Raw genomic sequence first — 25970 nt, forward strand, 5'->3', positions numbered from 1 at the left:
GACGAGGCGTCAGAACCCGTTCTCGGGGTCGCCCAGGAGCTGGGCCACGTGGTCGGGGACGTAGTTCGCGAGCTCGCGCGGGGGACGCACGTAGTCGCCCGACGCGGGCGGGCGCTCGGGCAGCACGACCTTGTCGTGCGGCACGTCGACGTAGCCGATCGTCGAGAGCAGGTGCGAGATCATGTTGAGCCGCGCGTTCTTCTTGGAGTCCGACTCGACGACGAACCACGGGCTGCCGGGCACGTCGGTGTGCACCATCATCTCGTCCTTGGCGCGCGAGTAGTCCTCCCAGCGGTGGATCGACTCGAGGTCCATGGGGCTCAGCTTCCACTGGCGCACGGGGTCCGAGAGTCGCGACCGGAAGCGCTTGAGCTGCTCGCCGTCCGAGACCGAGAACCAGTACTTGCGCAGGATGATCCCGTCGTCGATGAGCATCTGCTCGAAGACGGGCGTCTGCCGCATGAAGCGGTCGTACTCCTCGGGGGTGCAGAAGCCCATGACCCTCTCGACGCCGGCCCGGTTGTACCAGGAGCGGTCGAACAGCACGATCTCGCCCGCCGCGGGCAGGTGGGCGATGTACCGCTGGTAGTACCACTCGGACCGCTCGCGCTCGGTCGGTGTCGGCAGGGCCGCGATACGCACGACGCGCGGGCTCAGGTACTGCGTGATGCGCTTGATCACGCCGCCCTTGCCGGCTGCGTCGCGCCCCTCGAAGATCACGACGACACGCGCCCCGGTGGCCTGGGTCCACTGCTGGAGCCTGACGAGCTCGGCCTGCAGCCGGAACAGCTCGGCCTCGTAGACCTCGCGAGGCAGCCCCTTGTCCTTCTTCGACTTCTTCTTCGACGTCTTCGACATGGCGTCACGCTACCGCTGGGGCGGGACGACGCGGGCGGGACGCGCTCGACGCCCGCGGGCGCCCCGCGGGCTGTGGCCGTCCGCCCGTCAGCGCCCTGCGGCCGCGGGCGAGGGCGCGGGCTTCATCCGCCGGTCGACCCAGCCGAGCCCTGCCGCGAGCAGCAGGAACACCACGGCCACGACGCCCGTGTTGAGCAGCGCCTGCGGGTACCCGATCTCGGTCACGTCCATGAACGGGTACGGGTACCAGTGCGAGAACGCGCCCTGCACGAAGATGTAGACGATCCACACGAGCGGTGCGAGGACCGACCACCAGATCGTCGTGGTGTCGATGCGCGGCCGCGGCCCCACGACGAGCCACCCGAGGACCGCGAGCAGCGGCCCCGCCTGGTGCAGCAGGAGGTTCGTGAAGATCCCGGCGACGCTCAGCTCCTGGAGCCCCGCGAGGACGGTGTTGTACACGAGGCCCGTCACGGCGATGCACAGGAGCGCGTCGAGCCGCGCGACGCGGAACACGCGTCCGTCCCGCAGCGGGTCCACGAGCAGCAGCGCGCACGTGGCCCCGACCAGGACGTTCGACAGGATCGTGAAGTAGCTGAAGAAGTGCACGACGACGTCCGTGGTCGTGTCGCCCGGGAGCGGTCCGCGCCCGAGCGTGCCGAAGAGCTCCCAGACGACGCCGACGAGCGCCATGGCCGCGACGACGCCGTGCCACCAGCGCGCCGCGACCGGTCCGCGCAGGCGGTCGCCCGCACCGCCGCCCGACGACGCGGTCACGGGAGCGGAGGTCACGAGAGGCGGCCGACGTACGCCATGGCCTGCCGCAGGAGCGTGCCCTGCCCACCGTGCATCTCGAGCTGCACCTGGTCGCTGCACGCCTGCTCCGGCGTGAGCCATGCGAGCTCGAGCGCCTGCTGCTGCGGCTGGCAGTCGCCCGAGACCGGGACGACGTACGCGAGCGAGACCGCGTGCTGGCGGGGGTCGTGGTACCCCGTGATCCCGGGGGTGGGCAGGTACTCGGCGACCGTGAACGGCTGCGGGGATGCCGGGACGTGGGGCAGGGCCACAGGCCCCAGGTCCTTCTCGATGTGCCGCAGCAGCGCGTCGCGGATCCGCTCGTGGTACATCACGCGCCCCGACACGAGCGCCCGGGTCATCTGCCCCTCGGGCGTCACGCGCAGCAGCAGCCCGACGGCGACCACATCGCCCGAGTCGTCGACCCGGACCGGGACCGCGTCGACGTAGACGAGGGGCAGGTGGGAGCGTGCGGCCGCGAGGTCCTCCGCGCTCAGCCACCCGGCGGGCTGGGGGATCTCGCGGGAGAAGTCGTCGGGCGGGAAGTCGGCGGTGTCCGTCACCTGACTGTTCTACCACCCGGGACGCGGACTCGCGCTGAACCCGGTGGGCGGGGTCGGCTCCCGGGCAGCGGTGGCTGCACGGCCCCGGACCCTGCCCACCGGTCGAGTCTCAGGAGCCCCCGGGCTCCGCCGCCAGGGCGTCGACCGGCGGCGCCACGGGCTCCGCGAGACGCGCGATGAGCTCGACGAGCAGGCGCTCGCCGACCGCGGACGGCAGCGCCTCGACGAGGGCCAGCAGCGGAGCCATGGGACCCGTGCCGGGCTCGGGGGCGTCGCCGCCGCGCGGGTCCGCGCCGCCCAGCACGGTGGCCTGCACGAGCCCCCACGCCGTGGCCGCGTCGAGCGACCCGAGCCCGGCGACCGCCTCGGCAGGCTCGATCCCCGGGGCCAGGCTCGCGAGCAGGGCGCCCAGGACCTCCTGCGGGTCCGGGCGCGGCACACCGCGCACGGCCTGCGCGGCGGTGACCAGCGCGGCACCGAGCTCGTCGACCACGCTCGCCGTCACAGGGGTCACCGTGAGGTGCGTCGTGTGCGGCAGGCGTGAGCCGTCGGGCTGGGTGTACCCGGGCTGCGGCTGGAGCACGAACCCGCTCGCGCGGACGGCGTCCGACCACACGTGCGGGTCGACCCGCCGGTCCGCGGGCAGCGACTCGTCGGTCGCGACCGCCACGAGCGGCCCCACCGGGTCGCCGACCACGCGCAGGCCCTCGACCGTGTCGAGCACCTGGCGCAGCGCGAGCGTCGCGACCGCGCACCGGGCCGTCACGGCCCGGTAGCCGGGCACACCGAGCGCCTGCGTCACGGCCCAGGCCGCGGCGAGCGGCCCCGCCGACTTGGAGCCCATGATCGTCGAGTTCACGACCGGGTAGCCCGGCCAGCGCGTCGTCGCGAACAGCTGGTGGCGCTGCCGGTCCCGGTCCCGCGTGAGCAGGACCGAGGCGCCCTTGGGGGCGTAGCCGTACTTGTGGACGTCGGCCGAGATCGAGGTGACCCCCGGCACGCGGAAGTCGAAGAGCGGGACGTGCGCGGCGTCGTCGGGCCAGAAGGGCAGCACCCAACCGCCCACGCACGCGTCCACGTGGACCGGGACCCCCAGGGCGCTCGCGGCCGCCGCGACCTCCTCGACCGGGTCCACGACCCCGTGCGGGTACGACGGCGCGGAGACCACGACGAGGGCGACGTCGCTCCCGTCGCCCACCGCCGCGGCCAGGTCGGCCGGGACCGCGCGGCACGTCGCCGGGTCCACGGGGACGAGCACGAGGTCGAGCCCCAGGTAGGTCGCGGCCTTGTGGAACGCCGCGTGGACGGTGCTCGGCGCCACGACCTTGGGCGCCCGGCCGAGCGTCGCGAGCGTGTGCGGCGTGCCGTCCGCCCGCGGCGGCTGCGCCGCGAGGAACGCGTCACGGGCCGTCTTGACGGCGAGCAGGCAGCTCTCGGTCCCGCCGGACGTCACCGTCCCGACGACGCCGCTCGCGTCCTGCGCGCCCGTCCCGTGCAGCATGTCGCGCGCGAAGGCCACGAGCTCGCGCTCCATGACCGCGACCGAGGAGAACGTCGTGGGGTCCAGGGCGTTGAGCGGCTGGACCGCCCGGATCGCGTCCCCCGCGAGGGCGTCGAGCTCGGCCAGGTCCGGGTCGTAGACGTACGACAGGACGCGTCCTCCGTGCGTCGGGGCGTCGGCCGCCCGCAGCGCTGCGAGGCGGTCGAGGATGCCCTCGGTCCGCAGGACGGGCGGGGCGGGCAGGGGGGTGTCGTCAAGGGCGCTCATGCGCTGCGGGCTCCTCGGTGGGCACGTCGATGTCGCCCCTGCGCAGTCGATAGCGTACGAGGGCCAGGAGGCTCAGCGCGACAAGAACCGCCGGGACCAGCGAGAACGAGAGCGCGATGCCGTCCACTGCGGCCGTCGTCTGCTCGGGCGTGAAGCCCGCGCTCGACGACTGGTAGCCCGTGACCCACTGCACGAGGCTCAGCAGCCCGGCGCCGAACGCCATACCCGTCGTCTCGCCCGCGGTCCACACGCCGCTGAACGCCCCGCCACGGTCAGACGGCCCCTGGCCCGCGACGGGGACCGTACGGGCGTCGTGCGCGATCACGTCGGGCAGCATCGCGAGCGGGAGCGCCTGCATGCCCGCGTACCCGACGCCCGCGAGCGCGGTCGGCAGGTACACCCAGTCACCCGGAGCCCACGCGAGCGGCACCATGCACAGCGTCGCGACCGCGAACAGCGAGCTCGCGAGGACGAAGCTGCGCTCCTTGCCGACCCGGCGCGCGAGCCGGTTCCAGAGCGGCATGACCAGCAGCGCGGGCGCGATGAGTGCCGCGAACAGCAGGCTCACCGCGAGGTTCGACTCGAGGACGTAGGTCGCGACGTAGTTCGCGGCCGCGAGCATGAGGCCCGTCGCGAGGGCCTGCAGGAAGAACGCCGTGAGCAGGACCCGGAAGGGCTGGCTGCGGCGCAGGGTCGCGACGGCCTCCGAGACCGCGAGGCGGAAGGCGCCCGCGGCCGAGGTGGCCGCCTGCGGGGCCGCGGCCTGTGCGCCCGCGGGGAGCGACGCCGTCGGGCCGGCTGCTCGTGCGCCGCGCGGGGCCACCCGGGACGCGACGAACATGCCCGCGCCGATCACCAGCCCCGCGACCACGCCCAGCGTCAGGTACCCCGACAGCGAGCTCGTCTCGCCGCGCAGCACCGGGCCCCCCGCCCCGAACAGCAGGATCGCGAACGCGAGCGTCGCCACCCGCCAGCTGATGAGGCGCGTGCGCTCGTCGTACGTCGGTGCGATCTCTGCGGGCAGCGCGATGTACGGCACCTGGAACAGCGAGAACGCCGTCGCGGCGAGCAGGAAGGCCACGAGCACCCAGATCGAGGCCGCGGCCGTCGACGCCCCGCCCGGCACCGCGAACGTCAGCGCGAAGAACACCGGGATCGTGCACGCGCCGATCGTCATGAAGCGCCGCCGCGAGCCCGTGCGCGCCAGGTCGCGGTCGCTGCCGTACCCGATGAACGGGTCGATCACGACGTCCCAGACCTTGGCGCCCGTGACGACCAGGCCTGCGACCGCGGCCGGCACGGCGAGCGCGTCGGTCAGGTAGTACAGGAGCATGAGGCCCGGCAGGGTGCCGAAGCCACCCGTGCCGACCGAACCGATGGCGTATCCCGCGATCGTGCGCGGCCTGAGGCGTTCCACGCGCCACAGCCTAGACGTGATCTCGGTCACTGCCCGGGAGGTCCGGGGAGGTCGGCGCTCCGAGGGTCCGGCAGGCGGCCGCGAGGAACCCGGCGTATGTTCGCCCGCGGGCCGGGAATACCTCCCGGGAACCCGTTGCTGCACCTGGTGAACCCCTCAGGAAGGACCTTCATGGCAACCCAGGAACTCACCGGCGCCACGTTCGAGCAGACCATCAAGGACAACGACATCGTCCTGGTGGACTTCTGGGCGTCGTGGTGCGGCCCGTGCCGCCAGTTCGCCCCGGTGTTCGAGGCGTCCTCGGAGACCCACCCCGACGTCGTGCACGGCAAGATCGACACCGAGGCAGAGCAGGCGCTCGCTGCCGCCGCGAACATCACCTCGATCCCGACGCTCATGGCGTTCCGCGAAGGCGTCCTCGTCTTCTCGCAGCCCGGCGCGCTCCCCGCACCCGCTCTCGAGCAGGTCGTCGAAGCGGTCAAGGGGCTCGACATGGACGACGTCCGTGCGCAGATCGCCCAGGCCTCGGCCGCGGAGTCGAACGGCCAGGCGAACGCCTGACGCGTCGACCGCCCAGCATCACCGAAGGACCCCGGCCTCGGCCGGGGTCCTTCGTCGTGCAGGGCGGGTCGTGGGTCGTGGTCGTCAGGCGGCCGGCCGTGCGGCCGGCTCGTGCTCGGCGGCCCCTCGTGCGGCCACCGGCCGTGCGGCGTTCCGGCGGGCCGCGCGCTCGCGCGCCCGGTCCGAGGGCTCGGGGAGGCTCGCGAACCGCCGCTCGAGCGCGGTCAACCACCGTGCGCGCCGGGCGGGGGAGACCTCGGCGACGCGCGGGTGGTTGACCCACCGGACCCGTGGCACGCCGAGCTGGCCGAAGACCCCGCGGGCCACGACGCGGTGCACCGGGGCGCCGAACCACAGGCGGTAGAGCGGTCCGGGGGTGGTCATGGTCGTCACGAGCGTGACGCCCGAGAGCCCGAGCAGTCCTCGAAGGGTTCCGACCCGGCTCTCGGTGTACGCGAAGCCGGGGACCAGGACCTTGTCGAAGAACCCCTTGAGGCGCGCGGGCATGACCTCCCACCAGACGGGGTGGACCAGGACGAGGTGGTCGGCGGCGGCCAGGCGGTCCTGGTACTGCGCGACCCGGGGGTCGACGGTCCGTCCCTCGCGCCACGCGCCCAGGTCTGCGCGCCGGACCACGGGGTCGAAGTCGTCGAGGTCGAGGTCGATCACGTCGACGTCGTGCCCGGCGCTGGTCGCGCCGCGGATCGCGGCGGCGGCGAGCGCCCGGCTGTAGCTGCCCTCGTAGGGGTGGTCGATCACGAGCAGGACGCGCACGAGAACTCTCCTTAACGTTGTTCAATCTAACAACGTTAGAGTTGCTGAACATCGTTAAGGTGTCAAGGTGAGGGCGTGCGGCCGACCCGTGGCCGCCGACGATCCGAGGAGGACTGGCGATGGTCGAGCGGCTGGACCGGGAACGCGTGGTGCGCGCGGCGCTCGCGCTGCTCGACGAGGTCGGGCTCGACGGGCTGACCCTGCGCCGGCTCGCCCAGGACCTCGGCGTCAAGGCGCCCGCGCTCTACTGGCACGTCGCGAGCAAGGCCGACCTGCTCCACGAGATGGCCGTCACCATGCTGCGAGACCTCGTCGACGGCGAGGCCTGGGACGAGGCGACGCTCGCCGGGTCTCCCTGGCAGGACTGCGTGCGCGACTCCGCGACGAACCTGCGCCGCATGCTGCTCGCGCACCGCGACGGTGCGCGCGTCTTCAGCGGCACCCTCGTCACGGACGAGGCGCTGCGCGACGCGGTCGAGGTCCCGCTGGGCGTCCTCACGGCCGCAGGCTTCACGCCCGACGACGCCGCGCGCGCCTGGGGGACCGTGCTCAGCTTCGTCCTGGGTTTCGTCGTCGAGGAGCAGGCGGGCGGTGGTGCCGGAGGTGCTGGCGGTACCGAAGGGGCGGGCGGCTTCGACGAGCGGTTCAGCTTCGGTGCCGACGTGATCGTCGCGGGGCTGGGGGAACGGCTCCGCTGACACCCGGCTCCGCTGACACCCGGCTCCGCGGCCGCCCGCGCTGGCGGGCCGACGCCCTGCGGAGGATCGTGGAGGGGGAGCGTGGACGCGACGAGGCGTCCGCCCCGGACGGCGGAGGACGTCATGAGCGGCTCGGTAGCGCGCATCACCCAGATCAGTGCACGGTCCGACGTGAGCTTCGACGACGCGGTGAAGACCGGGATCGAGAGGGCGAGCGAGACGCTGCGCAACCTCACGGGGGCGTGGGTCAAGGAGCAGAAGGTCGAGGTCAGGGACGGGAAGATCGTCGCCTGGCAGGTGGCGCTCGAGGTCACGTTCGTCCTCGACTGACGGTGGGCTCGGCGGGCGCGCCGGCTTGACCCGTGCCAGCACGGGCGGCTATTTGACCCTGCCTCCGGGATTCCCGTACCCTTGAACGTCGGTGCGCTCGGTGCGCACTGGTCCCGTGTGCCCATGGTCCGGTCGCACTCGCACGCCACGGTGTGTTGAGTCCTGCCAAGACGACCAGACATGGCGAGCACGCCAAGACTAGAAGAGATGAGCAACAACGTGGTGTACGCGATCGTCAAGGCCGGTGGCCGCCAGGAGAAGGTGTCCGTCGGCGATATCGTCGTCGTCGACCGTCTGTCGGCTGGTGCCGGACAGTCCGTCGAGCTTCCTGCGATCCTGCTGGTGGACGGGGAGAAGGTGACCCACGACGCTGCGGCGCTCGCGAAGGTCAAGGTCACTGCTGAGGTCGTCCGGGACGAAAAGGGCCCGAAGATCACGATCCTCAAGTACAAGAACAAGACCGGCTACCGCAAGCGCCAGGGTCACCGTCAGCAGCTGACCCGCCTCAAGGTCACCGGCATCAAGTGACTTCCCTCGGCGGCTCGTGAGGGCCGCCGCAGGTGATCCCACCCCCTCTTCTTCCAGCACGAAAGCAGGTTCGACATGGCACACAAGAAGGGCGCGAGCTCCTCGCGCAACGGTCGTGACTCCAACGCCCAGCGCCTCGGCGTGAAGCGCTTCGGTGGCCAGGTCGTCAGCGCCGGCGAGATCATCGTCCGCCAGCGCGGCACCCACTTCCACCCGGGCAACAACGTCGGTCGCGGTGGCGACGACACGCTGTTCGCCCTGACCGCCGGTGCGGTCCAGTTCGGTACGCGCCGCGGGCGCAAGGTCGTCGACATCGTCTCTGCCGAGGCCTGATCCACGACGCAGCACGCTTGACAGGAGGGGCGCACCGACGCGGTGCGCCCCTCCTGGTGTTCTTCCCCCCTGCTTGAGAGGACCATTTCCATGGCCACGTTCGTCGACCGCGTCGTCCTGCACGCCTCCGGCGGTGACGGCGGCAACGGTTGCGCCTCCATCCGCCGGGAGAAGTTCAAGCCGCTCGCCGGCCCTGACGGTGGCAACGGGGGTGACGGTGGGACCGTGCGGATCGTCGTCGACTCCCAGACCACGACGCTCCTCGAGTTCCACCACTCGCCGCACCGCCACGCGACCTCCGGTACCCAGGGCATGGGTGACCACCGCGCCGGCGCCAACGGCGGGGACCTGATCCTGCGCGTGCCCGACGGCACCGTGATCAAGGACACCGACGGCAACGTCCTGGCCGACCTCGTCGGCGAGGGCGCCGAGTACGTCGCCGCCGCAGGTGGCCGGGGCGGCCTCGGCAACGCCGCGCTCGCCTCCCAGCGCCGCAAGGCCCCGGGCTTCGCGCTGCTCGGCGAGCCCGGTGAGGAGGCCGACTTCGTCCTCGAGGTCAAGTCGATCGCCGACGTCGCGCTCGTCGGGTTCCCGAGCGCGGGCAAGTCCTCGCTCGTCGCCGCGATCTCCGCAGCCCGGCCCAAGATCGCCGACTACCCGTTCACGACCCTCGTCCCCAACCTGGGCGTGGTCCAGGCGGGCGACTCGCGCTACACCGTCGCCGACGTCCCCGGCCTCATCCCCGGCGCGAGCCAGGGCAAGGGACTCGGCCTCGAGTTCCTGCGCCACATCGAGCGCACCGCCGTGATCGTGCACGTGCTCGACTGCGCGACCCTCGAGCCCGATCGTGACCCGATCTCCGACCTCGAGGCCCTCGAGGCCGAGCTCGACGCCTACGCGGGCGACCTCGACATCGAGGGGGCCCGGCTCCCGCTCAACGAGCGCCCGCGCCTCGTGGTGCTCAACAAGATCGACGTCCCCGAGGCCCGCGAGCTCGCCGAGCTCGTGCGCCCCGACCTCGAGGCCCGCGGCCTGCGCGTCTTCGAGATCTCGACCGCGAGCCACGAGGGCCTGCGCCCCCTGACGTTCGCGCTCGCCGAGCTCGTCGACCAGGCCCGCCGCGAGGCCCCGGCCCCCGCCCCGGCGCGCACGATCCTGCGCCCCAAGGCCGTCGACGACGCGGGCTTCACCGTGACCCGCAAGGGTGGTGCCGAGACCGGCTTCTACTACGAGGTCCGTGGCTCCAAGCCCGAGCGCTGGGTCCGCCAGACCGACTTCTCGAACGACGAGGCCGTGGGCTACCTCGCGGACCGCCTCGCGCGTCTCGGCGTCGAGGAGAAGCTCTTCAAGGCCGGCGCCGTCGCGGGCGACGAGGTGCGCATCGGCTCGGACAAGAACGCCGTCGTGTTCGACTGGGAGCCCACGCTCATCACGGGCTCCGAGCTCCTCGGCGGCCCGCGCGGCTCCGACCTGCGGCTCGAGGACACCTCGCGCCCCACCCGGTCGGACAAGCGCCGCGAGTACACCGAGCGCATGGACGCCAAGGCCGAGGCCCGCGCCGAGCTCTGGACCGAGCGCGAGTCCGGCCACTGGACGGACCCCGACCAGGACTGACCTCCCGCGCGGGTCGACGAGCGTCGTCGACCGTGCACGTCCGCCCGCAGGGCGGGTACGGCCCCTCGGGTCGTGCCCGCCCTGCGGCGTCCCCGGGGGTGTCGACCCCGCGCCCGGGCGGCACGGGCGCCCAGGGGGAGCGTCGTCGTCGGGCCGGGGCCGGCGGCATGCCGCCCACGCCGTCCCACCGTGAGGTGTCACACGGTGAAACGGCGCCCCGTCCGAGCGCCCGGCGCGGGATGATGAGCCCGTGAATGCGCTCTCCGCACGCTCCCAGGTCGCCACGGCCCACCGGGTCGTCGTCAAGATCGGCTCCTCGTCCCTCACCGGACCGGACGGGCACCTCAGCGTCCCGGCCCTGCACGCGCTCGTCGACGTGATCGCGGCCCGCCACGCGGCGGGCGGGCAGGTCGTGCTGGTGACGTCGGGGGCGATCGCCGCGGGGATCGGTCCGCTGGGCCTGAGCGCGCGACCGCGCGACCTCGCGACGGCCCAGGCCGCGGCCTCGGTGGGGCAGGGGCTCCTGGTCGCCCGCTACGCCCAGGCGTTCGCCGAGTACGGCATCCGCGTGGGCCAGGTGCTCCTCACGGCCGAGGACACCATCCGCCGCGGGCACTACCGCAACGCGCAGCGCTCGCTCGAGCGGCTCCTGGACCTGGGCATCGTGCCGGTCGTCAACGAGAACGACGCGGTCGCGACCGACGAGATCCGCTTCGGGGACAACGACCGTCTCGCGGCCCTGGTCTCGCACCTGGTGCGCGCCGACGCGATGGTCCTGCTGACCGACGTCGACGGCCTGTACGACGGGCCGCCCTCGCGCCCGGGCACGCAGCGCATCCGCGAGGTCCGGTCCGCCCTCGACCTCGAAGGCATCGAGGTCACGGGCCGGGGCAGCTCGATCGGGACCGGCGGCATGCTCACCAAGCTCGAGTCGGTGCGCATCGCGACGGGCTCGGGCATCCCGGTCGTCCTGACCAAGGCCGCGCACGCCGAGGGCGCGCTCGCGGGGCACGAGGTGGGGACCTGGTTCGCCGTGACGGGCAAGCGCACCACGCGCCGGCGCCTGTGGCTCGCGCACGCGGCCCGCACGCGCGGACGACTCGAGCTCGACGAGGGGGCGGTCGCCGCGGTGCTGGGCGGACGCGCGTCGCTGCTGCCCGCGGGCGTGGTCGGCGTCACGGGAGACTTCGACGCGGGCGACCCCGTCGAGCTCGTCGCCCCCGACGGGCGCGTGATCGCGCGCGGCCTCGTCGCGTTCGACTCGAGCGACATCCCGGACCTGCTCGGCCGTTCGACGCACGAGCTACGCGACAAGCTCGGCGAGGGGTACGACCGCGAGATCGTGCACCGCGACGACCTCGTGCTCGTGGGGCGCAAGCGCAAGGCGTCCTGAGTCGTCTCACGGGGTGGGACGGTCTGCTCACCCCTTGACTCGGTGGCCTCGGGCGGCTTTCCTGTGCGGCAGGTGAAGAGCGCCAGCGCCAAGACCCGGCTCGCTGGCCAGCAACCCTTCGACGTGACGGGGTGCTCCGGGTGGTACCTGACCGCGACCCGTCGGGCGCGGTAAGCACACGGAGGAACGGGCGATGCGCGCACTCGGAACGCAACAGGGGCTCGACGGCAGGGGTGTCCGCTGCCTCGACGCGGGGACCCTCGTGCTCTGTTGTCGCTGACACGCGGCTGACCCCTCGCCGCTCCTGACGTGCTGCCGACATCCCGTCCCACCCTCGCCGTCCCCTGACGGCCCCCACCGCCGCTCACCGTGAGCCCGGCGTCGATCCGACGCACCCACGGTCCGTCGGCGACCCCTCAGCGCCCCGGCCGTGCCGGACCGACGGCGCGCACGACCGAAGGAGCACTGCTCGCATGTCCCTCTCGACCTGGCCCTCGGGCCCCGGCGGCCGCACGGCCCCGTCCCGCCGCGCGCTCGTCGCGGCCTCGCTCGCCGCGACGGCGCTCCTGCTCGGGGCGTGCGGCTCCGGTGGCGGCAGCACCGCGGACGGCACGTCCCCCGGCCCGACGGCGGAGCCCGTCCCGGGCGGCAACCTCACCTTCGCGGTCACGGTCGACTCGCACTGCATCGACCCCCAGCAGGTCGGGAACAACGACGCGATCGCCTCGGCCCGCCAGACCGTGGCCTCGCTCACCGCGCAGGACCCGGACACGGGCGAGATCCTGCCGTGGCTCGCGGAGAGCTGGGAGGTCGACGCGGACGCCACGAGCTTCACGTTCACGCTCCGGGAGGGGCCGACGTTCGCCGACGGCACGCCGATCGACGCGGCCGCGGTCAAGACGAACTTCGACAAGATCGTCGAGCTCGGCGCGGCGGCCTCGCTCGGCTCTGGCTACCTCGTCGGGTACGAGGGAACCACGGTCGTGGACCCCCGCACCGTGCGGGTCGACTTCTCGGCACCCAGCGCGCAGTTCCTCCAGGCGTCCTCGACGTTCTCGCTCGGACTGCTCTCGCCCGCTTCCGCCGCGCTCAGCGTCGAGGACCGGTGCGCCGGGAAGTTCGTGGGCTCCGGGCCGTTCGCGGTGAGGTCCTACACGTTCGACCAGGAGGTCGTGCTCGAGAAGGTCGCCGGCTACGACTGGGCCTCCGGGGCCGACGACCACACCGGGGAGGCGTACCTCGACACCGTGACCGTGAAGTTCGTGCCCGAGGCCAGCGTGCGTACCGGCAGCCTGCTCTCGGGCCAGATCGACGCGACCGCGGCCATCAGCACGGTCGACCTGCCGCAGTTCGACGGCAACGGCTTCTGGCTCGCGTACCGGGCGAACCCGGGCGTCGTCTTCAACCTCTTCCCCAACGAGTCGCGACCGCTCGCCGCCGACCCGGCGGTGCGGCAGGCGATCAGCAAGGGCATCGACCGCGAGGAGATCGCCGCGACCCTGCTGACCCCGCAGGACGAGCCTGCTACGAGCGTGCTGTCGCACTCGACCCCGCTGTGGGCCGACGTCTCGGACGACCTCGCGTACGACCCGGACGGTGCGGAGGCGCTCCTCGACGACGCCGGCTGGGTCGAGGGCGCCGACGGTGTGCGGGTCAAGGACGGTCAGCGGCTGTCCACCACGGTCACGTTCTGGCAGGTGGCCGAGCCGCTCGAGCTCGTCCAGCAGCAGCTCGCGAAGATCGGCGTGGACCTCCAGCTCAAGCAGGTCACGGTCGCCGAGTCCACCGAGCTCAAGAAGTCCGGGGACTTCGACTTCGACTACTACAACCTGACGCGCTCGGACCCCGACGTGCTGCGCACGATCTTCTCGGCCAACGCGCGCAACATCAACAAGCGGGCACCCGAGGAGGTCGACGACCTGCTCGACCGCTCGGCCGCGTCGACGGACCCGGCCGAGCGGCAGGAGCTCGTGACCCAGGCTGCGCGTCTCCTGGTCCAGCAGGGGCACGCGATCCCGGTCTACGAGCTCTCGACGACGATCGCTGCGGCCGACACGGTCCAGGGCCTGGGCTTCGAGGCGTCGACCCGCCTCGACTTCTACGGCGCCTGGGTCCAGCAGGACTGAGCAGCGGCTCGGCGGGACGCGTCGCGAGCGTCCCGCCGGGCCGGCGCTCCCGCCACCGAGCCGACCACCTGCGTGTCACGACCCGCGTCACCACCTGCGCGCCACCACCCGAGAGGAGCCGACCATGGGCCGGTACATCGCCCGCCGCCTGGGGCAGGGAGGCTTCGTCCTGTGGGCGGCCTTCACGATCTCCTTCTTCCTGCTCTACGTCCTGCCGAGCGACGCGGCCTCGATCAAGGCGGCCGGAGCCGACGGTGACCTCTCGGACCCCGAGCTCGTCGCGCGCCTGCGTGCCGAGCAAGGGCTCGACCGCCCCGTCCTGGTCCAGTACGCGCACGGTCTGTGGGGAGCGGTGCACCTGGACTTCGGGCGCTCGTTCTCCTCGGGGGCGCCCGCCACCAAGCTCCTGGCCGAGGCGCTGCCGCCGACGCTGCAGCTCACGGCCCTGGCCCTCGGGCTCGCGCTCGTCGGCGGAGCCGCGTTCGCGCTCGCGAGCACCTTCCCGCGTGCCCGCTGGCTCCGGCACGCGCTCGCGTCGCTGCCGGCCCTGGGCATCTCGTTGCCGACGTTCTGGGTGGGGCTGCTCCTGCTCCAGTGGTTCTCGTTCGAGCTGCGGCTGTTCCCCGCCATGGGCAACGAGGGGTTCGAGAGCCTCGTCCTGCCGGCGTGCACGCTCGCGATCCCGGCGAGCGCCGCGTTCGCGCAGGTCCTCTCGCGCAGCCTGCGCCAGACCTTGGCCGAGCCCTACGTCGAGACCGCTCGGGCCAAGGGCGCGGGGCGTGCGCGCGTGCACTTCGGTCACGCCCTGCGCAACGCGTCCATCCCGGCGTTCACGGTGCTCGGCGTGACGGTCGGGGGACTCCTGGCCGGTGCGGTCGTGACCGAGACGGTCTTCTCCCGGGCCGGGGTCGGTCGCCTGACGGTGACCGCGGTCAACCAGCAGGACGTGCCCGTGGTCCAGGCGATCGTGGTCTTCTCGGCCCTGGTCTTCGTCGTCGTGACCCTGCTGGTGGACCTGCTCTACCCCGTGCTCGACCCCCGGATCACCACCCGCCAGCCCTCCGCCGCGGCGTGAGGGCACGGAGGAGGACATCATGACCGCACGACTCGACACCTACACCGTCCCGGAGACCTTGTCCCCGGACGCTCCCGCGCCGGACGGGCCGGCCCCGCTCGACGGGCCCGACGCGCGGCCGTCCCTCACCGACCCGGCCCCGCTCGACGCCACGGACCGCCGCGTCAGGGGAGCGCGGTCGTCGCTGCGCGCGCTCGGCCGGGCAGGGATCGCGGTGCTGCGCCGCCCCGGCCTGCTGCTCGCGGTGCTGTTCCTGCTGCTCGTGGTCGCGTGGGCGCTCGCACCGGGCGTCTTCGCGTCCCAGGACCCGATCACGGGGGTCCCGGCGGACCGCCTGCAGGCGCCGAGCGGCGAGCACCTGTTCGGCACCGACCACCTGGGGCGCGACGTGTACGCCCGGGTGGTGCACGGCTCGTGGCTCTCGCTGAGCGCGACCGTGATCGCGGTCACGCTGGGGCTGTCGGTCGGCTCGTTGCTGGGCCTGCTCGCGGGCTTCCTGCGGGGGTGGGTCGACGACGTCGTGGGGAGGGTGGTCGACGTGCTGCTCGCGGTGCCGAGCCTGCTGCTCTCGCTCGCGATCATCACGGTGCTGGGGTTCGGCACGGTCAAGGTGGCGATCGCGGTCGGCATCACGACGATCGCGGCGTTCGCGCGCGTCATGCGTGCGGAGGCTCTGCGGACGTCGTCGACCACGTACGTCGAGGCCGCCCGTGCGTCGGGCGTGCGCTGGTACACGGTGCTGCGACGTCACGTCCTGCCCAACTCGGCGGGCCCCGTGGTCGCGCTGACCGCGCTCGAGCTGGGGTCGTCCGTCCTCGCGATCTCGGCCCTGAGCTTCCTGGGCTACGGGGCCGCGCCCCCGACCCCGGAGTGGGGTGCGCTGGTGTCCGGCGGGCGCGACTACCTCGCCGCCGCGTGGTGGCTCACGACGCTGCCGGGGCTCGTGATCGTCGCGGTCGTGCTGTCGGCCAACCGCGTCTCTCGCTCGCTCGAGAAGGACGGAGAGGACCGATGAGCGTCCCCGTGCCCGACGACGTCCTGCTGGACGTCCGGGATCTCCACGTCGGCTACCGCACGACGACGGGAGGTGACGCGCCCGCTGTCGACGGGGCCTCGCTCCAGGTCCGCGCGGGCGAGGTCGTGGCGCTGGTGGGCGAGTCGGGGTCCGGCAAGAGCACCACGGCCCACGCGGTCATCAACCTGCTGCCGCGCGGGGGCCGCCGTACGTCGGGCACGATCGGGTTCGGCGGGCGGGACCTGACCGGGCTGAGCGAGGGGGAGTGGCGCGAGGTCCGCGGCCGCAGGATCGGCCTGGTCCCGCAGGACCCGACGGTCTCGCTCAACCCGGTCCAGCGCGTGGGGGACCAGGTCGCGGAGGTCCTCGTGATCCACGGGCTCGCACGTCGTCGCGAGGCGCGCAGCCGCGCGGTCGAGCTCCTGGAGAAGGCGGGCCTCGACGACCCGGCCGCTCGCGCCCGGCAGTACCCGTCGCAGCTCTCGGGCGGCATGCGCCAGCGCGTCCTCATCGCGATCGCGATCGCCGCCGGGCCCGACCTCGTGATCGCCGACGAGCCGACGAGCGCGCTCGACGTCACGGTCCAGCGCCGCATCCTGGACCACATCGAGCTGCTGCGCTCGACGCTCGGCACGGCGGTGCTCCTCATCACGCACGACCTGGGGGTGGCCGCAGACCGTGCCGATCGCATCGTGGTCCTGCGGCACGGCCGGGTCGTGGAGGAGGGGCCCGCACGCAGCGTCCTGGCGGACCCGCAGCATCCGTACACGCGCGAGCTCATCGCAGCCGCGCCGAGCCTCGCGAGCACCCGCCTAGGCTCGGGGGCCGCGGTGCGGGCCACGGCACGGCCGGCCGCCAGGCCCGACGACGACGCCCGGGCCGCGCCGTCCGCCCCGCTCCTCGAGGCGAGGGGGCTGCGCAAGGAGTTCCCGCTACCGCGCGGGGCCGCGTCGCGCTCCCTGGTCGCGGTCGACGACGTGAGCTTCGACCTGCACGCCGGGCAGACGTTCGCGCTCGTGGGCGAGTCGGGCTCGGGCAAGAGCACGACCGCGCGCCTGGTGCTGCGCCTCGAGCAGCCGACGGCCGGTTCGCTGGTGCTCGACGGGACGGATCTCACGGCGGCCCGCGGCGAGGAGCTGCGCAGGCTCCGCCGACGGTTCCAGGTCGTGTACCAGAGTCCGTACGCGTCCCTCGACCCGCGCTTCACGGTCGAGCAGATCGTCGAGGAGCCGCTGCGCGCGTACAAGGTGGGGGACCCCCGCGAGCGCCGGGCCCGGGTGCGCGAGCTCGTCGACCAGGTCGCGCTCCCGGCGACCTCGCTGGGGCGGGGGCCTCGGGAGCTGTCGGGCGGGCAGCGTCAGCGGGTCGCGATCGCGCGCGCCCTGGCCCTGCGCCCCGACCTGGTGGTCCTCGACGAGCCGGTCTCGGCGCTCGACGTCTCGGTCCAGGCCCAGATCCTGGACCTGCTGAGCGCGCTCCAGACCGAGCACGGGCTGGCGTACCTCTTCATCTCGCACGACCTCGCGGTGGTCCGGCAGGTCGCCGACCACGTGGGCGTGATGCACCGAGGGCACCTCGTCGAGACGGGGACCGCCGACCGGATCCTCCTCGACCCGCACGAGGAGTACACGCGCGAGCTGGTCGCGGCCATACCGGGGCGCCGGGCGCTCGCGGACGTCGAGTGAGGGCCCAGGAACCACGGGGCGGCCCTGACCAGGCCACCGCACGGCCGGTCTTCTACGACGGGGGCGCGCGACGGCGTCGGGCCGCTTCACGTCTCGGACGCCGCAGACAGGCACGGCGCGTGCGTCGTAGGCTCGTCGCATGACCGCGCTCAGCCCCGCCTCCGACCTCGACCAGCCCGCGACCGCCGTCACGGGCGGCCCGCAGGCGAACGACCCCACGGCCTCCGCGCCGTCCGTCGCCCGCGACGTCGAGGACACGGCCCGCCGCGCCAAGGTGGCCTCGCGCACGCTCGCGACCGCGACGCGAGCCACCAAGGACGCCGCGCTGCACGCGCTGGCCGACGCCCTGGTCGCGGCCACCGCGGAGATCGTCGCGGCCAACGCGCAGGACCTCGAGCGAGGGCGGGCGAACGGCACGTCCGCCGGGCTCCTCGACCGTCTCGCGCTGACCCCTGAGCGGATCGTCGCGATCGCCGACGCGCTGCGCGAGCTCGCGACGCTGCCGGACCCGGTCGGAGAGGTCGTCCGCGGCTCGACGCTGCCCAACGGCCTTCGGCTGCGCCAGGTGCGCGTGCCCATGGGGGTCGTCGGCATGATCTACGAGGCGCGACCCAACGTGACCGTGGACGCCGCGGGGCTCGCGCTCAAGAGCGGCAACGCCGTGATCCTGCGCGGAGGCTCGGCCGCCGCGCGCTCGAACGAGGTCGTCGTCGAGGTCCTCGGCCGGGCCCTGGTGGCCCAGGGGCTGCCCGCGGACCTCGTCCAGTCGATCGACCGTCATGGTCGTCCCGGCGCGGTCGCGCTCATGCACGCGCGCGGCCTCGTCGACGTGCTCGTCCCGCGCGGGGGAGCGGACCTCATCCAGACCGTCGTCCGCGAGTCCACCGTGCCCGTGATCGAGACCGGCGTGGGCAACTGCCACGTGTACGTCGACGCGTCGGCCGACCAGTCCAGCGCCCTGGAGATCCTGCTGAACTCCAAGACGCAGCGCGTCGGGGTCTGCAACGCGGCGGAGACGCTGCTCGTCCACGCCGACGCCGCGCCGCAGTTCCTGCCCGCGGCGCTCGCGGCGCTCGACGGCGCCGGCGTCGTGCTGCACGGTGACCCCCGGACGGCCGAGCTCGCCCCGGACGGCGTGGAGGTCCTCGCCGCGACCGACGACGACTGGGCGCGCGAGTACCTCGCCCCGGAGATCGCGGTGCGGGTCGTGCCGGACCTCGACGCGGCGATCGAGCACATCCGCACCTGGACCTCGGGGCACACCGAGGCGATCGTGACCCGGGACCTGGCCTCCTCGGAGCGGTTCGTGGCCGAGCTGGACTCCGCGGCCATCATGGTCAACGCCTCCACCCGCTTCACCGACGGGGCGCAGTTCGGGCTCGGTGCGGAGATCGGCATCTCGACCCAGAAGCTCCACGCCCGCGGCCCCATGGGGCTCGCCGAGCTCACGACGACCAAGTGGGTCGTGCACGGCGACGGCCACGTGCGTCCCTGATCACATGCTGCTCGACGTCCAGCACGACCGTGAGAGACTGGACGGCGATCGGCGCCCGCGCAGATCACCCGCTGACCCGCACCACGCTCAGAACCACTAGGAGGACATCGTGCTCGCTGCTGCCGCACAGGTTGCCCAGGAGAACACCGAAGCCGTCACCCACCTCCCGATCCCGCCCGTCGGGTTCGGCATCGTCGCCTTCGGGGTGCTCGTCGGCCTGCTCCTCGTGACCTACGCCTTCCGTAGCGTCGGTACCCGCCACTGACCCGGGCGCTGGTGGATCCTTCGGAGATGACGGCGAGCAGGAGGCCCCGGCTGGGGGTGATGGGTGGCACGTTCGACCCCATCCACCACGGCCACCTCGTCGCGGCGAGCGAGGCCGCGGCCCGCTTCGACCTCGACGAGGTCATCTTCGTCCCCACCGGGAAGCCCAGCTTCAAGCAGCACCAGAAGGTCAGCGCGCCGGAGCACCGCTATCTCATGACGGTGATCGCGACCGCCTCCAACCCGCGATTCACCGTGAGCCGGGTCGACGTCGACCGTCCGGGGCTCACCTACACCGTCGACACGTTGCGCGACCTGCGTGAGCTGCGCCCCGAGGCGGACCTCTACTTCATCTCCGGCGCCGACGCGATCGAGCAGATGCTGACCTGGAAGGATGCCGACGACCTCTGGAAGATGGCACACTTCGTGGCGGTCTCCCGTCCGGGACACCGGCTCAGTGTCGACAGCCTGCCGCCCGGGGTCGTCTCCACGTTGGAGATCCCGGCGCTCGCCATCTCGTCGACCGAATGCCGTCAACGAGCGGAGGCCGGCCAACCGGTCTGGTACCTGGTGCCGGACGGAGTCGTCCAGTACATCGCGAAGCACGGCCTGTACAGAGGATCAGCATCATGAGTGATCAGCACGGGAGCATGCAGCCCGTCCGCCCGTTGACGCGCCGAGAGATCCGCGAGCGTGAAGCCGCGGCGGCCGAGCAGGCGGCAGGAGGCGCGCCGTCCGCGTCGGGAGGCTACGCCCCGCCGCCGGCCCAGGCCCCGGCCGCCCCGCCGCCGTCGCGGCGTTCGATGCGTGACGTGTCGGCCCCTACCCCCTCGGACGGTTACTCGACCCCGGCGCCCGTCGTGCGCCCGCCGTCAATGACGGGCGGCATGCGCGGCGTCGACGAGACCGGTCGGCTCACCCCGATCCAGGAGACGGCCGAGCGGGTCGCGATCCGTCCTGCCCAGTCCCCACCCCCCGGGATGACGCCCCCGGTCCGCCAGAGCATGCGGGCCCCGTCGACCGCCCCGTCGCCGTTCGCGACGCCGACGCGTCCGACGGTCCCCGAGCCGGCGCCCCAGAGCGCGACCTCCCCCTTCCCGCCCGCGCGGGAGTCGGTGTCGTCACGGACGCCCGCGCCGGACACCCCGCGTGCCGCTGCGACCCCCGCGCCTGCCCCTGCGGCGCTGCCGTGGGAGCAGAGCGCTCCCAGCGGGCTCGCGCAGCAGGCGCCGGAACCGGCCCGTGCTGCCCTCCCGTGGGAGACGCAGGCCCCGGCCCAGCCGCCTGCGCCTGCGTCCCTGTTCCCCGGGGCGCCGAGCGCCGCGGCCCAAGGACCCGACGAGGACTCACCGTTTCCCGTCGCCGGGGGAGCGCGGCAGAGCCTCGCGGCCCGCGGTGCGGAGGACGACGAGGACGACGAGGTGGACGAGCGGCCTCCGGGGCACGCGTACACCTGGCTGCACTACCTGATCCTCATCGCCGTGGCCTTCGTCCTGGGCCTGCTGATCTGGAAGCTCCTCCTGGGCGAAGGGCCGAGCACCGCGGAGCCCGCCGCGCAGGTCGGCGTCGAAGCCACTGCTTCGAGCCCCACGCACCACCACGGCCCGTCCTTCTGACGGGCCTCGAGACAACACACGGAGAGTCGTGACTGCAACGGAACGCGCTGTCGAGCTTGCGGTGATCGCGGCCCGCGCCGCATCGGACCGCAAGGCCGAAGAGATCATCGCCCTGGACGTCAGTGAGCAGCTCGTGCTCACCGACGTCTTCCTGATCGCCTCGGGGACGAGCGAACGGCAGGTGTCCGCGATCGTGGACGCCGTCGAGGAAGAGCTGCACAAGGTGGGCGTCAAGCCCATCCGCCGCGAGGGCAAGTCGGAGTCGCGCTGGGTCCTGCTGGACTTCGGCGACATCGTCGTGCACGTCCAGCACTCGGAGGACCGGGTCTACTACGCGCTCGAGCGCCTCTGGAAGGACTGCCCGGCCATCGAGCTGCCCGAGGACGCACGCGGTGGGGACGGCTCCTCGGACGCGGGCGACGTGTCCGACGGCTCGATCCACCTCGCGGAGGACTCGCAGGCGTGAGCGCTCGCACCGTCGTCTTCCTGCGCCACGGGCGCACCGAGTACAACGCGGCCATGCGCCTCCAGGGGCAGGTCGACATCCCGCTGGACGCCGTCGGTCACTGGCAGGCCGAGCAGGGCGCACGGTCGCTCGCGGCCGCGCACGCCGCGACGGTCGTCGTCGCGTCGGACCTGACGCGTGCGGCCGAGACCGCCAGGTACTACGGGAAGGCGACGGGGCTGCCCGTCTCGCTCGACGAGCGCCTGCGTGAGCGTGGGTTCGGCGAGTGGGAGGGCATGACGGGCGAGGAGCTCTCCGAGCGCTGGCCCGACGAGTACGCGGCGTGGCGCCGTGGCGAGGAGCCCGCGCGTGCGGGCGCCGAGTCGCGGGCCGACGTCGCGGCCCGCATGGTCGAGTCCGTGACCGAGCACGCGGACGCGCTCGACGAGACGGACACCCTCGTCGTCGTGTCGCACGGTGCGGCGATCACGCTCGTGATCACCGCGATGCTCGGGCTGGACCCGTCGACCTGGCGGGGGATCTCCGGGCTGAACAACGTCCACTGGTCCCAGCTGCAGCGCTCGGGGGCCAACGCCCACCCTGCGTGGAGGCTCGTCGCGCACAACGTCGGAGCGGACTTCTCGCTCGACGAGTGGGCGTCTGGACCCGATTGGATTTTCCAGCCGACTTCGGCATAAACTAGCGATGCTTCCGAGGGGGAAAACCTCACGGGAGCACGGGGCCAGCACTGGTTCTGGGGCTGTGGCGCAGCTGGTAGCGCACCTGCATGGCATGCAGGGGGTCAGGGGTTCGAGTCCCCTCAGCTCCACCCGACACGAAGGCCGTCTCCCGCGAGGGAGGCGGCCTTCGTCGTTGTCCGGGGTTGTTTTCACCCGCTACGGACCGAATGTGTCGTACGTCACGGGTAGGCCGTTCGTCCCCACAAGGATCGCGGGCTCACGGGTGCGCCGCATCAGCCCGGGACGGGGCAGGCTGCCTCGGCCGGCGTCACCGTCGCTCGTTCCCCCGGCGGTAGTTCCCGGTCGCCCGCGCCAGGAGGTGCTGCGTCCGGTCCTCGTCAGCCGTCTCCAGAGCAACGATCAGTCGCGCCGCCCGGGCGCCGGAGATCGTCGCCACCAGACGCCCGCCCCGGTAGGCCAGGACGGTCCCGGACGCCGTGACGCGGTGGTCGAACGGGTCCTCGACGAGTCGCCCACGGGCGTCGGGCGGGCCGGATGCGCTCATGACGCGACCCTAGCCAGCGGCGAGTGGCAGATGCCAGGTGATTGGCGCCGTCGGGCAGGGGCGGACCTGCGGCGCAGGCGAGACGGGTGCGCCCGTCCGAGACGGGTCTCCGCGCCGCCGGCGTACGCACCCGCCTCGGACCGGACCGCCTGTCTCGCCCCCCGGACCGTGATCCGCGTGGACGACATTCGTCCACGATGCGTGCCTTGCGGCGCTTTCTTTGCCGTACCGATACCGTGCAGCCATCCGAGCAAGGAGGTCAGCATGCGCATCGGCGTGCCCAGAGAGACCCGTCCCGGCGAGCGGCTCGTCGCCGCGACCCCCCGTACGGTGGCCCAGCTCGTGGGCCTCGGGTACGACGTCGTGGTCGAGCACGGTGCCGGTGAGCGCGCGAGCTACCCCGACGAGGCGTACGCGGAGGCGGGCGCGACCTTGGGGGACGCGGCGCAGGCGTGGGGAGCGGACGTCGTCACGGCCGTCAACAGCCCGTCGGCCGAGCAGGTCGCGTCGCTGAGCGAGGGGGTGACCCTGGTCGCCATGCTGGCCCCCGGTGCGAACGAGGCCCTCGTGCAGCAGCTCGCGGACCACGGCGTCACGGCGCTGGCCCTCGACGCCGTGCCGCGCATCTCGCGCGCCCAGTCGCTCGATGTGCTCAGCGCGATGTCGAACGTCGCGGGGTACCGCGCGGTGATCGAGTCTGCGGAGGAGTACGGCGGCATGTTCGCCGGCCAGGTCACCGCGGCGGGCAAGACGGCGCCCGCGACCGTGTTCGTGATCGGCGCCGGCGTCGCAGGTCTTGCCGCGATCGGCACGGCCGCGAGCCTCGGCGCGCAGGTGCGCGCGTTCGACGTGCGGCCCGAGGTCGGCGAGCAGATCGAGTCGATGGGCGCGGAGTTCGTCCAGGCCGAGGGCGCACGCCAGGAGGTCAGCACCGACGGCTACGCGAGCGCGCTGACCGCCGAGCAGGAGCGCCTCACGGCCCAGATGTACGCGGCCGAGACGGCGCGCGCCGACATCGTCGTCACGACGGCCCTGGTGCGGGGTCGTGCGCCGCGCACCATCAGCGCCGACATGGTCGCCGCGATGCGCCCCGGCAGCGTGATCGTGGACCTCGCGGCCTCGGGCGGCGGCAACTGCGAGCTCACGGTGCCCGGGGAGCGCGTCGTCACGGAGAACGGCGTCGTGATCCTCGGGTACACGGACCTCACGAGCCGCATGCCCAAGCACACCTCGCAGCTCGTCGGGACGAACATCGTCAACCTGCTCAAGCTCCTGACCCCGGGCGGCGACGGGCAGGTCGTGCTCGACCTCGACGACGAGGTGCTGCGTGGTATGACGGTCGCGAAGGCCGGCGAGGTCTTGTGGCCGCCGCCCCCGGTCGCGGTCTCGGCCGCGGCCCCCGCGGCCCCGGCACCGCCCGTGGTGGACGAGGCCCAGGCCGCGCTGGACGCAGCGACCGCGCTGGACGCCGCCCGACGGCGTGGCACCCGCCGGGCGGTCGGGTACGCCCTGGCCGCGGTCCTGGCAGCGCTCGCCATCACGTTCTCGCCGCCCGCGTTCGTGGGGCACTTCACGGTGTTCGCGCTCGCGGTGGTCGTGGGCTACTACGTCATCTCGAACGTGAGCCACTCGCTGCACACCCCGCTCATGGCCCAGACGAACGCGATCTCCGGGATCATCCTGGTCGGCGCGCTCCTGCAGATCGGCGACTCGAGCTGGGTGGTCACCACGATCGCCTTCGTCGCGGCCGCCCTGGCCTCCGTCAACATCTTCGGTGGGTTCCTCGTGGCCTACCGCATGATCGGCATGTTCCGGAAGGAGGCCTGACCCGTGCTGACCTCCCTGGTCCAGGCTGCTTACGTCATCGCAGCAGTCCTGTTCATCCTCAGCCTCGCGGGCCTGTCCAAGCAGGAGACGGCCCGTCGCGGCAGCCTGCTCGGCATGACCGGCATGGGTCTGGCCCTCGTGGCCACGGTCGCGCTCGCGATGAAGGACAGCGAGCGTCCCGTCATGGTGACGCTGCTGCTCATCGCCATGGTGTTCCTGATCGGCGCGGTCGTCGGGACGTGGCGGGCGCGCAGCGTCGAGATGACGCAGATGCCGGAGATGATCGCGCTCCTGCACAGCTTCGTGGGGCTCGCGGCGGTGCTCGTCGGCTTCAACTCGTACCTGACCGAGCAGGGTGACGTCGTGCACCTGGTCGAGGTCTTCCTCGGCGTGCTCATCGGCGCGGTGACGTTCACGGGCTCGATCGTGGCCTACCTCAAGCTGTCGGCGCGCATCCGGTCGAACCCGCTCATGCTGCCGGGGCGCAACTGGTGGAACCTCGGGGCGCTCGTCGCCTCGGGAGGCCTCATGGCATGGTTCATCGCGGGTCACGGGCTGCTGCCGCTGATCCTCATGACGGTCGTCGCGCTCGCGCTGGGCTGGCACCTGGTGGCCTCGATCGGCGGCGGCGACATGCCGGTCGTCGTCTCGATGCTCAACTCGTACTCCGGGTGGGCCGCGGCCGCGGCGGGTTTCATGCTCAGCAACGACCTGCTCATCATCACCGGCGCCCTCGTCGGGTCCTCGGGTGCGATCCTGTCCTACATCATGTGCAAGGCCATGAACCGCTCGTTCGTGAGCGTCATCCTGGGCGGGTTCGGGGCCGAGGGCGGCACGGTCGTGGCCTCGGACCAGGACTACGGCGAGCACCACGAGATCCAGGCGGCCGAGGTCGCCGACCTGCTCAAGCACGCGCGCTCGGTCGTGGTGACGCCCGGCTACGGCATGGCGGTCGCCAAGGCGCAGTACCCCGTCGCGGACCTCGTGCGCCGGCTGCGCGAGCGCGGCATCGAGGTCCGGTTCGGGGTGCACCCGGTCGCGGGCCGCCTGCCCGGGCACATGAACGTCCTGCTCGCCGAGGCCAAGGTGCCCTACGACATCGTCCTCGAGATGGACGAGATCAACGGTGACCTGCCGGACACCGACGTGGTGCTCGTCATCGGGGCCAACGACACGGTCAACCCGGCCGCGCTCGACGACCCGGGCTCGCCCATCGCCGGCATGCCTGTGCTGGAGGTCTGGAACGCGAAGCAGGTGATCGTCTTCAAGCGGTCGATGGCCACGGGGTACGCGGGGGTCCAGAACCCGCTGTTCTTCAAGGACAACACCGCGATGCTCTTCGGAGACGCCAAGGATCAGGTGGAGAACATCATCCAGGCGCTCTGAGGCCCGGCGCGGGAGTGCGAACCCGCGCGGGGCGAGGGAGGCTGAGGAGGTGGGCGACGTCGTCAGGCAGAGCGACGTGGCTCACCTCCTCGTCGTCCCGGCCCGACGGCGCCGCGCACCGGGCGCGCTCAGGTCGCGCTCGACCCGTCGCTCGTCTCG

At 72.8% G+C, this 25970-nt stretch carries 26 protein-coding genes, 1 tRNA gene and 1 riboswitch; of the genes, 20 read left to right on the forward strand and 7 right to left on the reverse strand.

What is annotated here, in order from left to right:
* Positions 1 to 9: 9 nt before the first annotated feature.
* The 5 genes from ppk2 to ACZDYF_RS12210 all read right to left on the reverse strand — a co-directional run bounded on the left by ppk2 (position 10) and on the right by ACZDYF_RS12210 (position 5401).
* On the reverse strand, positions 10 to 858 hold the full coding sequence (gene ppk2 / locus ACZDYF_RS12190; protein WP_475057064.1) for a polyphosphate kinase 2: 849 nt from the start codon (positions 856 to 858) through the stop codon (positions 10 to 12).
* Positions 859 to 945: 87 nt separating this feature from the next.
* A complete protein-coding gene (locus tag ACZDYF_RS12195; protein WP_475057066.1) occupies positions 946 to 1650 on the reverse strand; it encodes a Pr6Pr family membrane protein in 705 nt (234 codons plus the stop codon).
* The gene (locus ACZDYF_RS12200) at positions 1647 to 2216 is read right to left on the reverse strand and encodes an NUDIX hydrolase family protein (RefSeq protein WP_191788895.1); all 570 of its coding nucleotides are present in this window, start codon (positions 2214 to 2216) and stop codon (positions 1647 to 1649) included. Before ACZDYF_RS12200 ends, ACZDYF_RS12195 begins: the two co-directional genes overlap by 4 nt.
* Before the next feature lie 109 nt (positions 2217 to 2325).
* On the reverse strand, positions 2326 to 3984 hold the full coding sequence (locus ACZDYF_RS12205; protein WP_475057069.1) for a pyridoxal phosphate-dependent decarboxylase family protein: 1659 nt from the start codon (positions 3982 to 3984) through the stop codon (positions 2326 to 2328).
* Positions 3971 to 5401, reverse strand: a complete 1431-nt coding sequence (locus tag ACZDYF_RS12210; protein ID WP_475057072.1) for an MFS transporter — start codon at positions 5399 to 5401, stop codon at positions 3971 to 3973. The genes ACZDYF_RS12205 and ACZDYF_RS12210 overlap by 14 nt, the downstream gene beginning before the upstream one ends.
* A gap of 171 nt (positions 5402 to 5572) precedes the next feature.
* Between ACZDYF_RS12210 and trxA the strand changes: the two genes are divergently transcribed.
* Positions 5573 to 5962 carry a thioredoxin gene (trxA, locus tag ACZDYF_RS12215; RefSeq protein ID WP_191788897.1) on the forward strand — a complete coding sequence of 130 codons (390 nt, stop codon included), beginning with the start codon at positions 5573 to 5575 and terminating at the stop codon, positions 5960 to 5962.
* Between the two features lie 84 nt (positions 5963 to 6046).
* On the opposite strand, the gene ACZDYF_RS12220 is transcribed toward trxA, so the two are convergent.
* On the reverse strand, positions 6047 to 6736 hold the full coding sequence (locus tag ACZDYF_RS12220; protein ID WP_400273365.1) for an NAD(P)H-dependent oxidoreductase: 690 nt from the start codon (positions 6734 to 6736) through the stop codon (positions 6047 to 6049).
* Positions 6737 to 6855: 119 nt separating this feature from the next.
* Here ACZDYF_RS12220 and ACZDYF_RS12225 point away from each other — a divergent pair, with 119 nt between their 5' ends.
* The 17 genes from ACZDYF_RS12225 to ACZDYF_RS12305 all read left to right on the forward strand — a co-directional run bounded on the left by ACZDYF_RS12225 (position 6856) and on the right by ACZDYF_RS12305 (position 22182).
* Positions 6856 to 7434: a TetR/AcrR family transcriptional regulator C-terminal domain-containing protein gene (locus ACZDYF_RS12225; RefSeq protein ID WP_475057077.1), complete on the forward strand. Its 579-nt coding sequence runs from the start codon at positions 6856 to 6858 to the stop codon at positions 7432 to 7434.
* 123 nt (positions 7435 to 7557) lie between these two features.
* The gene (locus ACZDYF_RS12230) at positions 7558 to 7764 is read left to right on the forward strand and encodes a dodecin family protein (RefSeq protein WP_056651409.1); all 207 of its coding nucleotides are present in this window, start codon (positions 7558 to 7560) and stop codon (positions 7762 to 7764) included.
* Between the two features lie 219 nt (positions 7765 to 7983).
* Positions 7984 to 8292: a 50S ribosomal protein L21 gene (gene rplU, locus ACZDYF_RS12235; RefSeq protein ID WP_191789147.1), complete on the forward strand. Its 309-nt coding sequence runs from the start codon at positions 7984 to 7986 to the stop codon at positions 8290 to 8292.
* A 75-nt stretch (positions 8293 to 8367) separates the two neighbouring features.
* Positions 8368 to 8625, forward strand: coding sequence for a 50S ribosomal protein L27 (gene rpmA / locus ACZDYF_RS12240; protein ID WP_030151568.1), 258 nt, complete (start codon positions 8368 to 8370; stop codon positions 8623 to 8625).
* 90 nt (positions 8626 to 8715) lie between these two features.
* Positions 8716 to 10239: a GTPase ObgE gene (gene obgE, locus ACZDYF_RS12245; protein ID WP_475057082.1), complete on the forward strand. Its 1524-nt coding sequence runs from the start codon at positions 8716 to 8718 to the stop codon at positions 10237 to 10239.
* 250 nt (positions 10240 to 10489) lie between these two features.
* Positions 10490 to 11632 carry a glutamate 5-kinase gene (proB, locus tag ACZDYF_RS12250; RefSeq protein ID WP_191788901.1) on the forward strand — a complete coding sequence of 381 codons (1143 nt, stop codon included), beginning with the start codon at positions 10490 to 10492 and terminating at the stop codon, positions 11630 to 11632.
* Between the two features lie 71 nt (positions 11633 to 11703).
* Positions 11704 to 11815, forward strand: a riboswitch (SAM riboswitch).
* 290 nt (positions 11816 to 12105) lie between these two features.
* Positions 12106 to 13758 carry an ABC transporter substrate-binding protein gene (locus tag ACZDYF_RS12255; RefSeq protein ID WP_475057084.1) on the forward strand — a complete coding sequence of 551 codons (1653 nt, stop codon included), beginning with the start codon at positions 12106 to 12108 and terminating at the stop codon, positions 13756 to 13758.
* Positions 13759 to 13882: 124 nt separating this feature from the next.
* Positions 13883 to 14833 carry an ABC transporter permease gene (locus ACZDYF_RS12260; protein ID WP_475057086.1) on the forward strand — a complete coding sequence of 317 codons (951 nt, stop codon included), beginning with the start codon at positions 13883 to 13885 and terminating at the stop codon, positions 14831 to 14833.
* A 19-nt stretch (positions 14834 to 14852) separates the two neighbouring features.
* Positions 14853 to 15848, forward strand: coding sequence for an ABC transporter permease (locus ACZDYF_RS12265; RefSeq protein ID WP_475057088.1), 996 nt, complete (start codon positions 14853 to 14855; stop codon positions 15846 to 15848).
* Positions 15845 to 17533: a dipeptide ABC transporter ATP-binding protein gene (locus ACZDYF_RS12270; protein WP_475057090.1), complete on the forward strand. Its 1689-nt coding sequence runs from the start codon at positions 15845 to 15847 to the stop codon at positions 17531 to 17533. Before ACZDYF_RS12265 ends, ACZDYF_RS12270 begins: the two co-directional genes overlap by 4 nt.
* A 139-nt stretch (positions 17534 to 17672) precedes the next feature.
* The gene (locus ACZDYF_RS12275) at positions 17673 to 19028 is read left to right on the forward strand and encodes a glutamate-5-semialdehyde dehydrogenase (protein WP_364072516.1); all 1356 of its coding nucleotides are present in this window, start codon (positions 17673 to 17675) and stop codon (positions 19026 to 19028) included.
* 109 nt (positions 19029 to 19137) lie between these two features.
* Positions 19138 to 19293 carry a hypothetical protein gene (locus ACZDYF_RS12280; RefSeq protein WP_191788907.1) on the forward strand — a complete coding sequence of 52 codons (156 nt, stop codon included), beginning with the start codon at positions 19138 to 19140 and terminating at the stop codon, positions 19291 to 19293.
* Positions 19294 to 19319: 26 nt separating this feature from the next.
* Positions 19320 to 19925, forward strand: a complete 606-nt coding sequence (nadD, locus tag ACZDYF_RS12285; protein ID WP_191788908.1) for a nicotinate-nucleotide adenylyltransferase — start codon at positions 19320 to 19322, stop codon at positions 19923 to 19925.
* Positions 19922 to 20908 carry a hypothetical protein gene (locus ACZDYF_RS12290; RefSeq protein WP_475057094.1) on the forward strand — a complete coding sequence of 329 codons (987 nt, stop codon included), beginning with the start codon at positions 19922 to 19924 and terminating at the stop codon, positions 20906 to 20908. Before nadD ends, ACZDYF_RS12290 begins: the two co-directional genes overlap by 4 nt.
* A gap of 28 nt (positions 20909 to 20936) precedes the next feature.
* A complete protein-coding gene (gene rsfS, locus ACZDYF_RS12295; RefSeq protein ID WP_191788910.1) occupies positions 20937 to 21374 on the forward strand; it encodes a ribosome silencing factor in 438 nt (145 codons plus the stop codon).
* Complete coding sequence (locus tag ACZDYF_RS12300) at positions 21371 to 22051, forward strand: histidine phosphatase family protein (RefSeq protein WP_475057099.1); 681 nt, start codon at positions 21371 to 21373, stop codon at positions 22049 to 22051. Before rsfS ends, ACZDYF_RS12300 begins: the two co-directional genes overlap by 4 nt.
* 58 nt (positions 22052 to 22109) lie before the next feature.
* Positions 22110 to 22182, forward strand: a tRNA-Ala gene (locus ACZDYF_RS12305).
* A gap of 179 nt (positions 22183 to 22361) precedes the next feature.
* On the opposite strand, the gene ACZDYF_RS12310 is transcribed toward ACZDYF_RS12305, so the two are convergent.
* Positions 22362 to 22598 carry a hypothetical protein gene (locus ACZDYF_RS12310; protein ID WP_475057101.1) on the reverse strand — a complete coding sequence of 79 codons (237 nt, stop codon included), beginning with the start codon at positions 22596 to 22598 and terminating at the stop codon, positions 22362 to 22364.
* A 264-nt stretch (positions 22599 to 22862) separates the two neighbouring features.
* On the opposite strand from ACZDYF_RS12310, the gene ACZDYF_RS12315 reads away from it, so the two are divergent.
* Both ACZDYF_RS12315 and pntB read left to right on the forward strand, forming a co-directional pair.
* Positions 22863 to 24425, forward strand: a complete 1563-nt coding sequence (locus ACZDYF_RS12315; protein ID WP_475057103.1) for a Re/Si-specific NAD(P)(+) transhydrogenase subunit alpha — start codon at positions 22863 to 22865, stop codon at positions 24423 to 24425.
* 3 nt (positions 24426 to 24428) lie between these two features.
* Positions 24429 to 25811 (forward strand): Re/Si-specific NAD(P)(+) transhydrogenase subunit beta, encoded by a 1383-nt coding sequence (pntB, locus tag ACZDYF_RS12320; protein ID WP_475057105.1) that lies wholly within the window; start codon positions 24429 to 24431, stop codon positions 25809 to 25811.
* Positions 25812 to 25970 lie beyond the last annotated feature (159 nt).

The organism is Oerskovia sp. PE-21s, from assembly GCF_056158145.1.

Bases quoted from the DNA above. Each gene is read 5' to 3' on its own strand.
- ACZDYF_RS12275 (WP_364072516.1), top strand. From the start codon at position 17,673: ATGACCGCGCTCAGCCCCGCCTCCGACCTCGACCAGCCCGCGACCGCC.
- ppk2 (WP_475057064.1), bottom strand. From the start codon at position 858: ATGTCGAAGACGTCGAAGAAGAAGTCGAAGAAGGACAAGGGGCTGCCT.
- ACZDYF_RS12255 (WP_475057084.1), top strand. From the start codon at position 12,106: ATGTCCCTCTCGACCTGGCCCTCGGGCCCCGGCGGCCGCACGGCCCCG.
- ACZDYF_RS12230 (WP_056651409.1), top strand. From the start codon at position 7,558: ATGAGCGGCTCGGTAGCGCGCATCACCCAGATCAGTGCACGGTCCGAC.
- ACZDYF_RS12310 (WP_475057101.1), bottom strand. From the start codon at position 22,598: ATGAGCGCATCCGGCCCGCCCGACGCCCGTGGGCGACTCGTCGAGGAC.
- obgE (WP_475057082.1), top strand. From the start codon at position 8,716: ATGGCCACGTTCGTCGACCGCGTCGTCCTGCACGCCTCCGGCGGTGAC.
- ACZDYF_RS12315 (WP_475057103.1), top strand. From the start codon at position 22,863: ATGCGCATCGGCGTGCCCAGAGAGACCCGTCCCGGCGAGCGGCTCGTC.
- ACZDYF_RS12205 (WP_475057069.1), bottom strand. From the start codon at position 3,984: ATGAGCGCCCTTGACGACACCCCCCTGCCCGCCCCGCCCGTCCTGCGG.
- nadD (WP_191788908.1), top strand. From the start codon at position 19,320: ATGACGGCGAGCAGGAGGCCCCGGCTGGGGGTGATGGGTGGCACGTTC.
- trxA (WP_191788897.1), top strand. From the start codon at position 5,573: ATGGCAACCCAGGAACTCACCGGCGCCACGTTCGAGCAGACCATCAAG.
- ACZDYF_RS12225 (WP_475057077.1), top strand. From the start codon at position 6,856: ATGGTCGAGCGGCTGGACCGGGAACGCGTGGTGCGCGCGGCGCTCGCG.
- ACZDYF_RS12290 (WP_475057094.1), top strand. From the start codon at position 19,922: ATGAGTGATCAGCACGGGAGCATGCAGCCCGTCCGCCCGTTGACGCGC.
- ACZDYF_RS12270 (WP_475057090.1), top strand. From the start codon at position 15,845: ATGAGCGTCCCCGTGCCCGACGACGTCCTGCTGGACGTCCGGGATCTC.
- ACZDYF_RS12260 (WP_475057086.1), top strand. From the start codon at position 13,883: ATGGGCCGGTACATCGCCCGCCGCCTGGGGCAGGGAGGCTTCGTCCTG.
- rpmA (WP_030151568.1), top strand. From the start codon at position 8,368: ATGGCACACAAGAAGGGCGCGAGCTCCTCGCGCAACGGTCGTGACTCC.
- ACZDYF_RS12265 (WP_475057088.1), top strand. From the start codon at position 14,853: ATGACCGCACGACTCGACACCTACACCGTCCCGGAGACCTTGTCCCCG.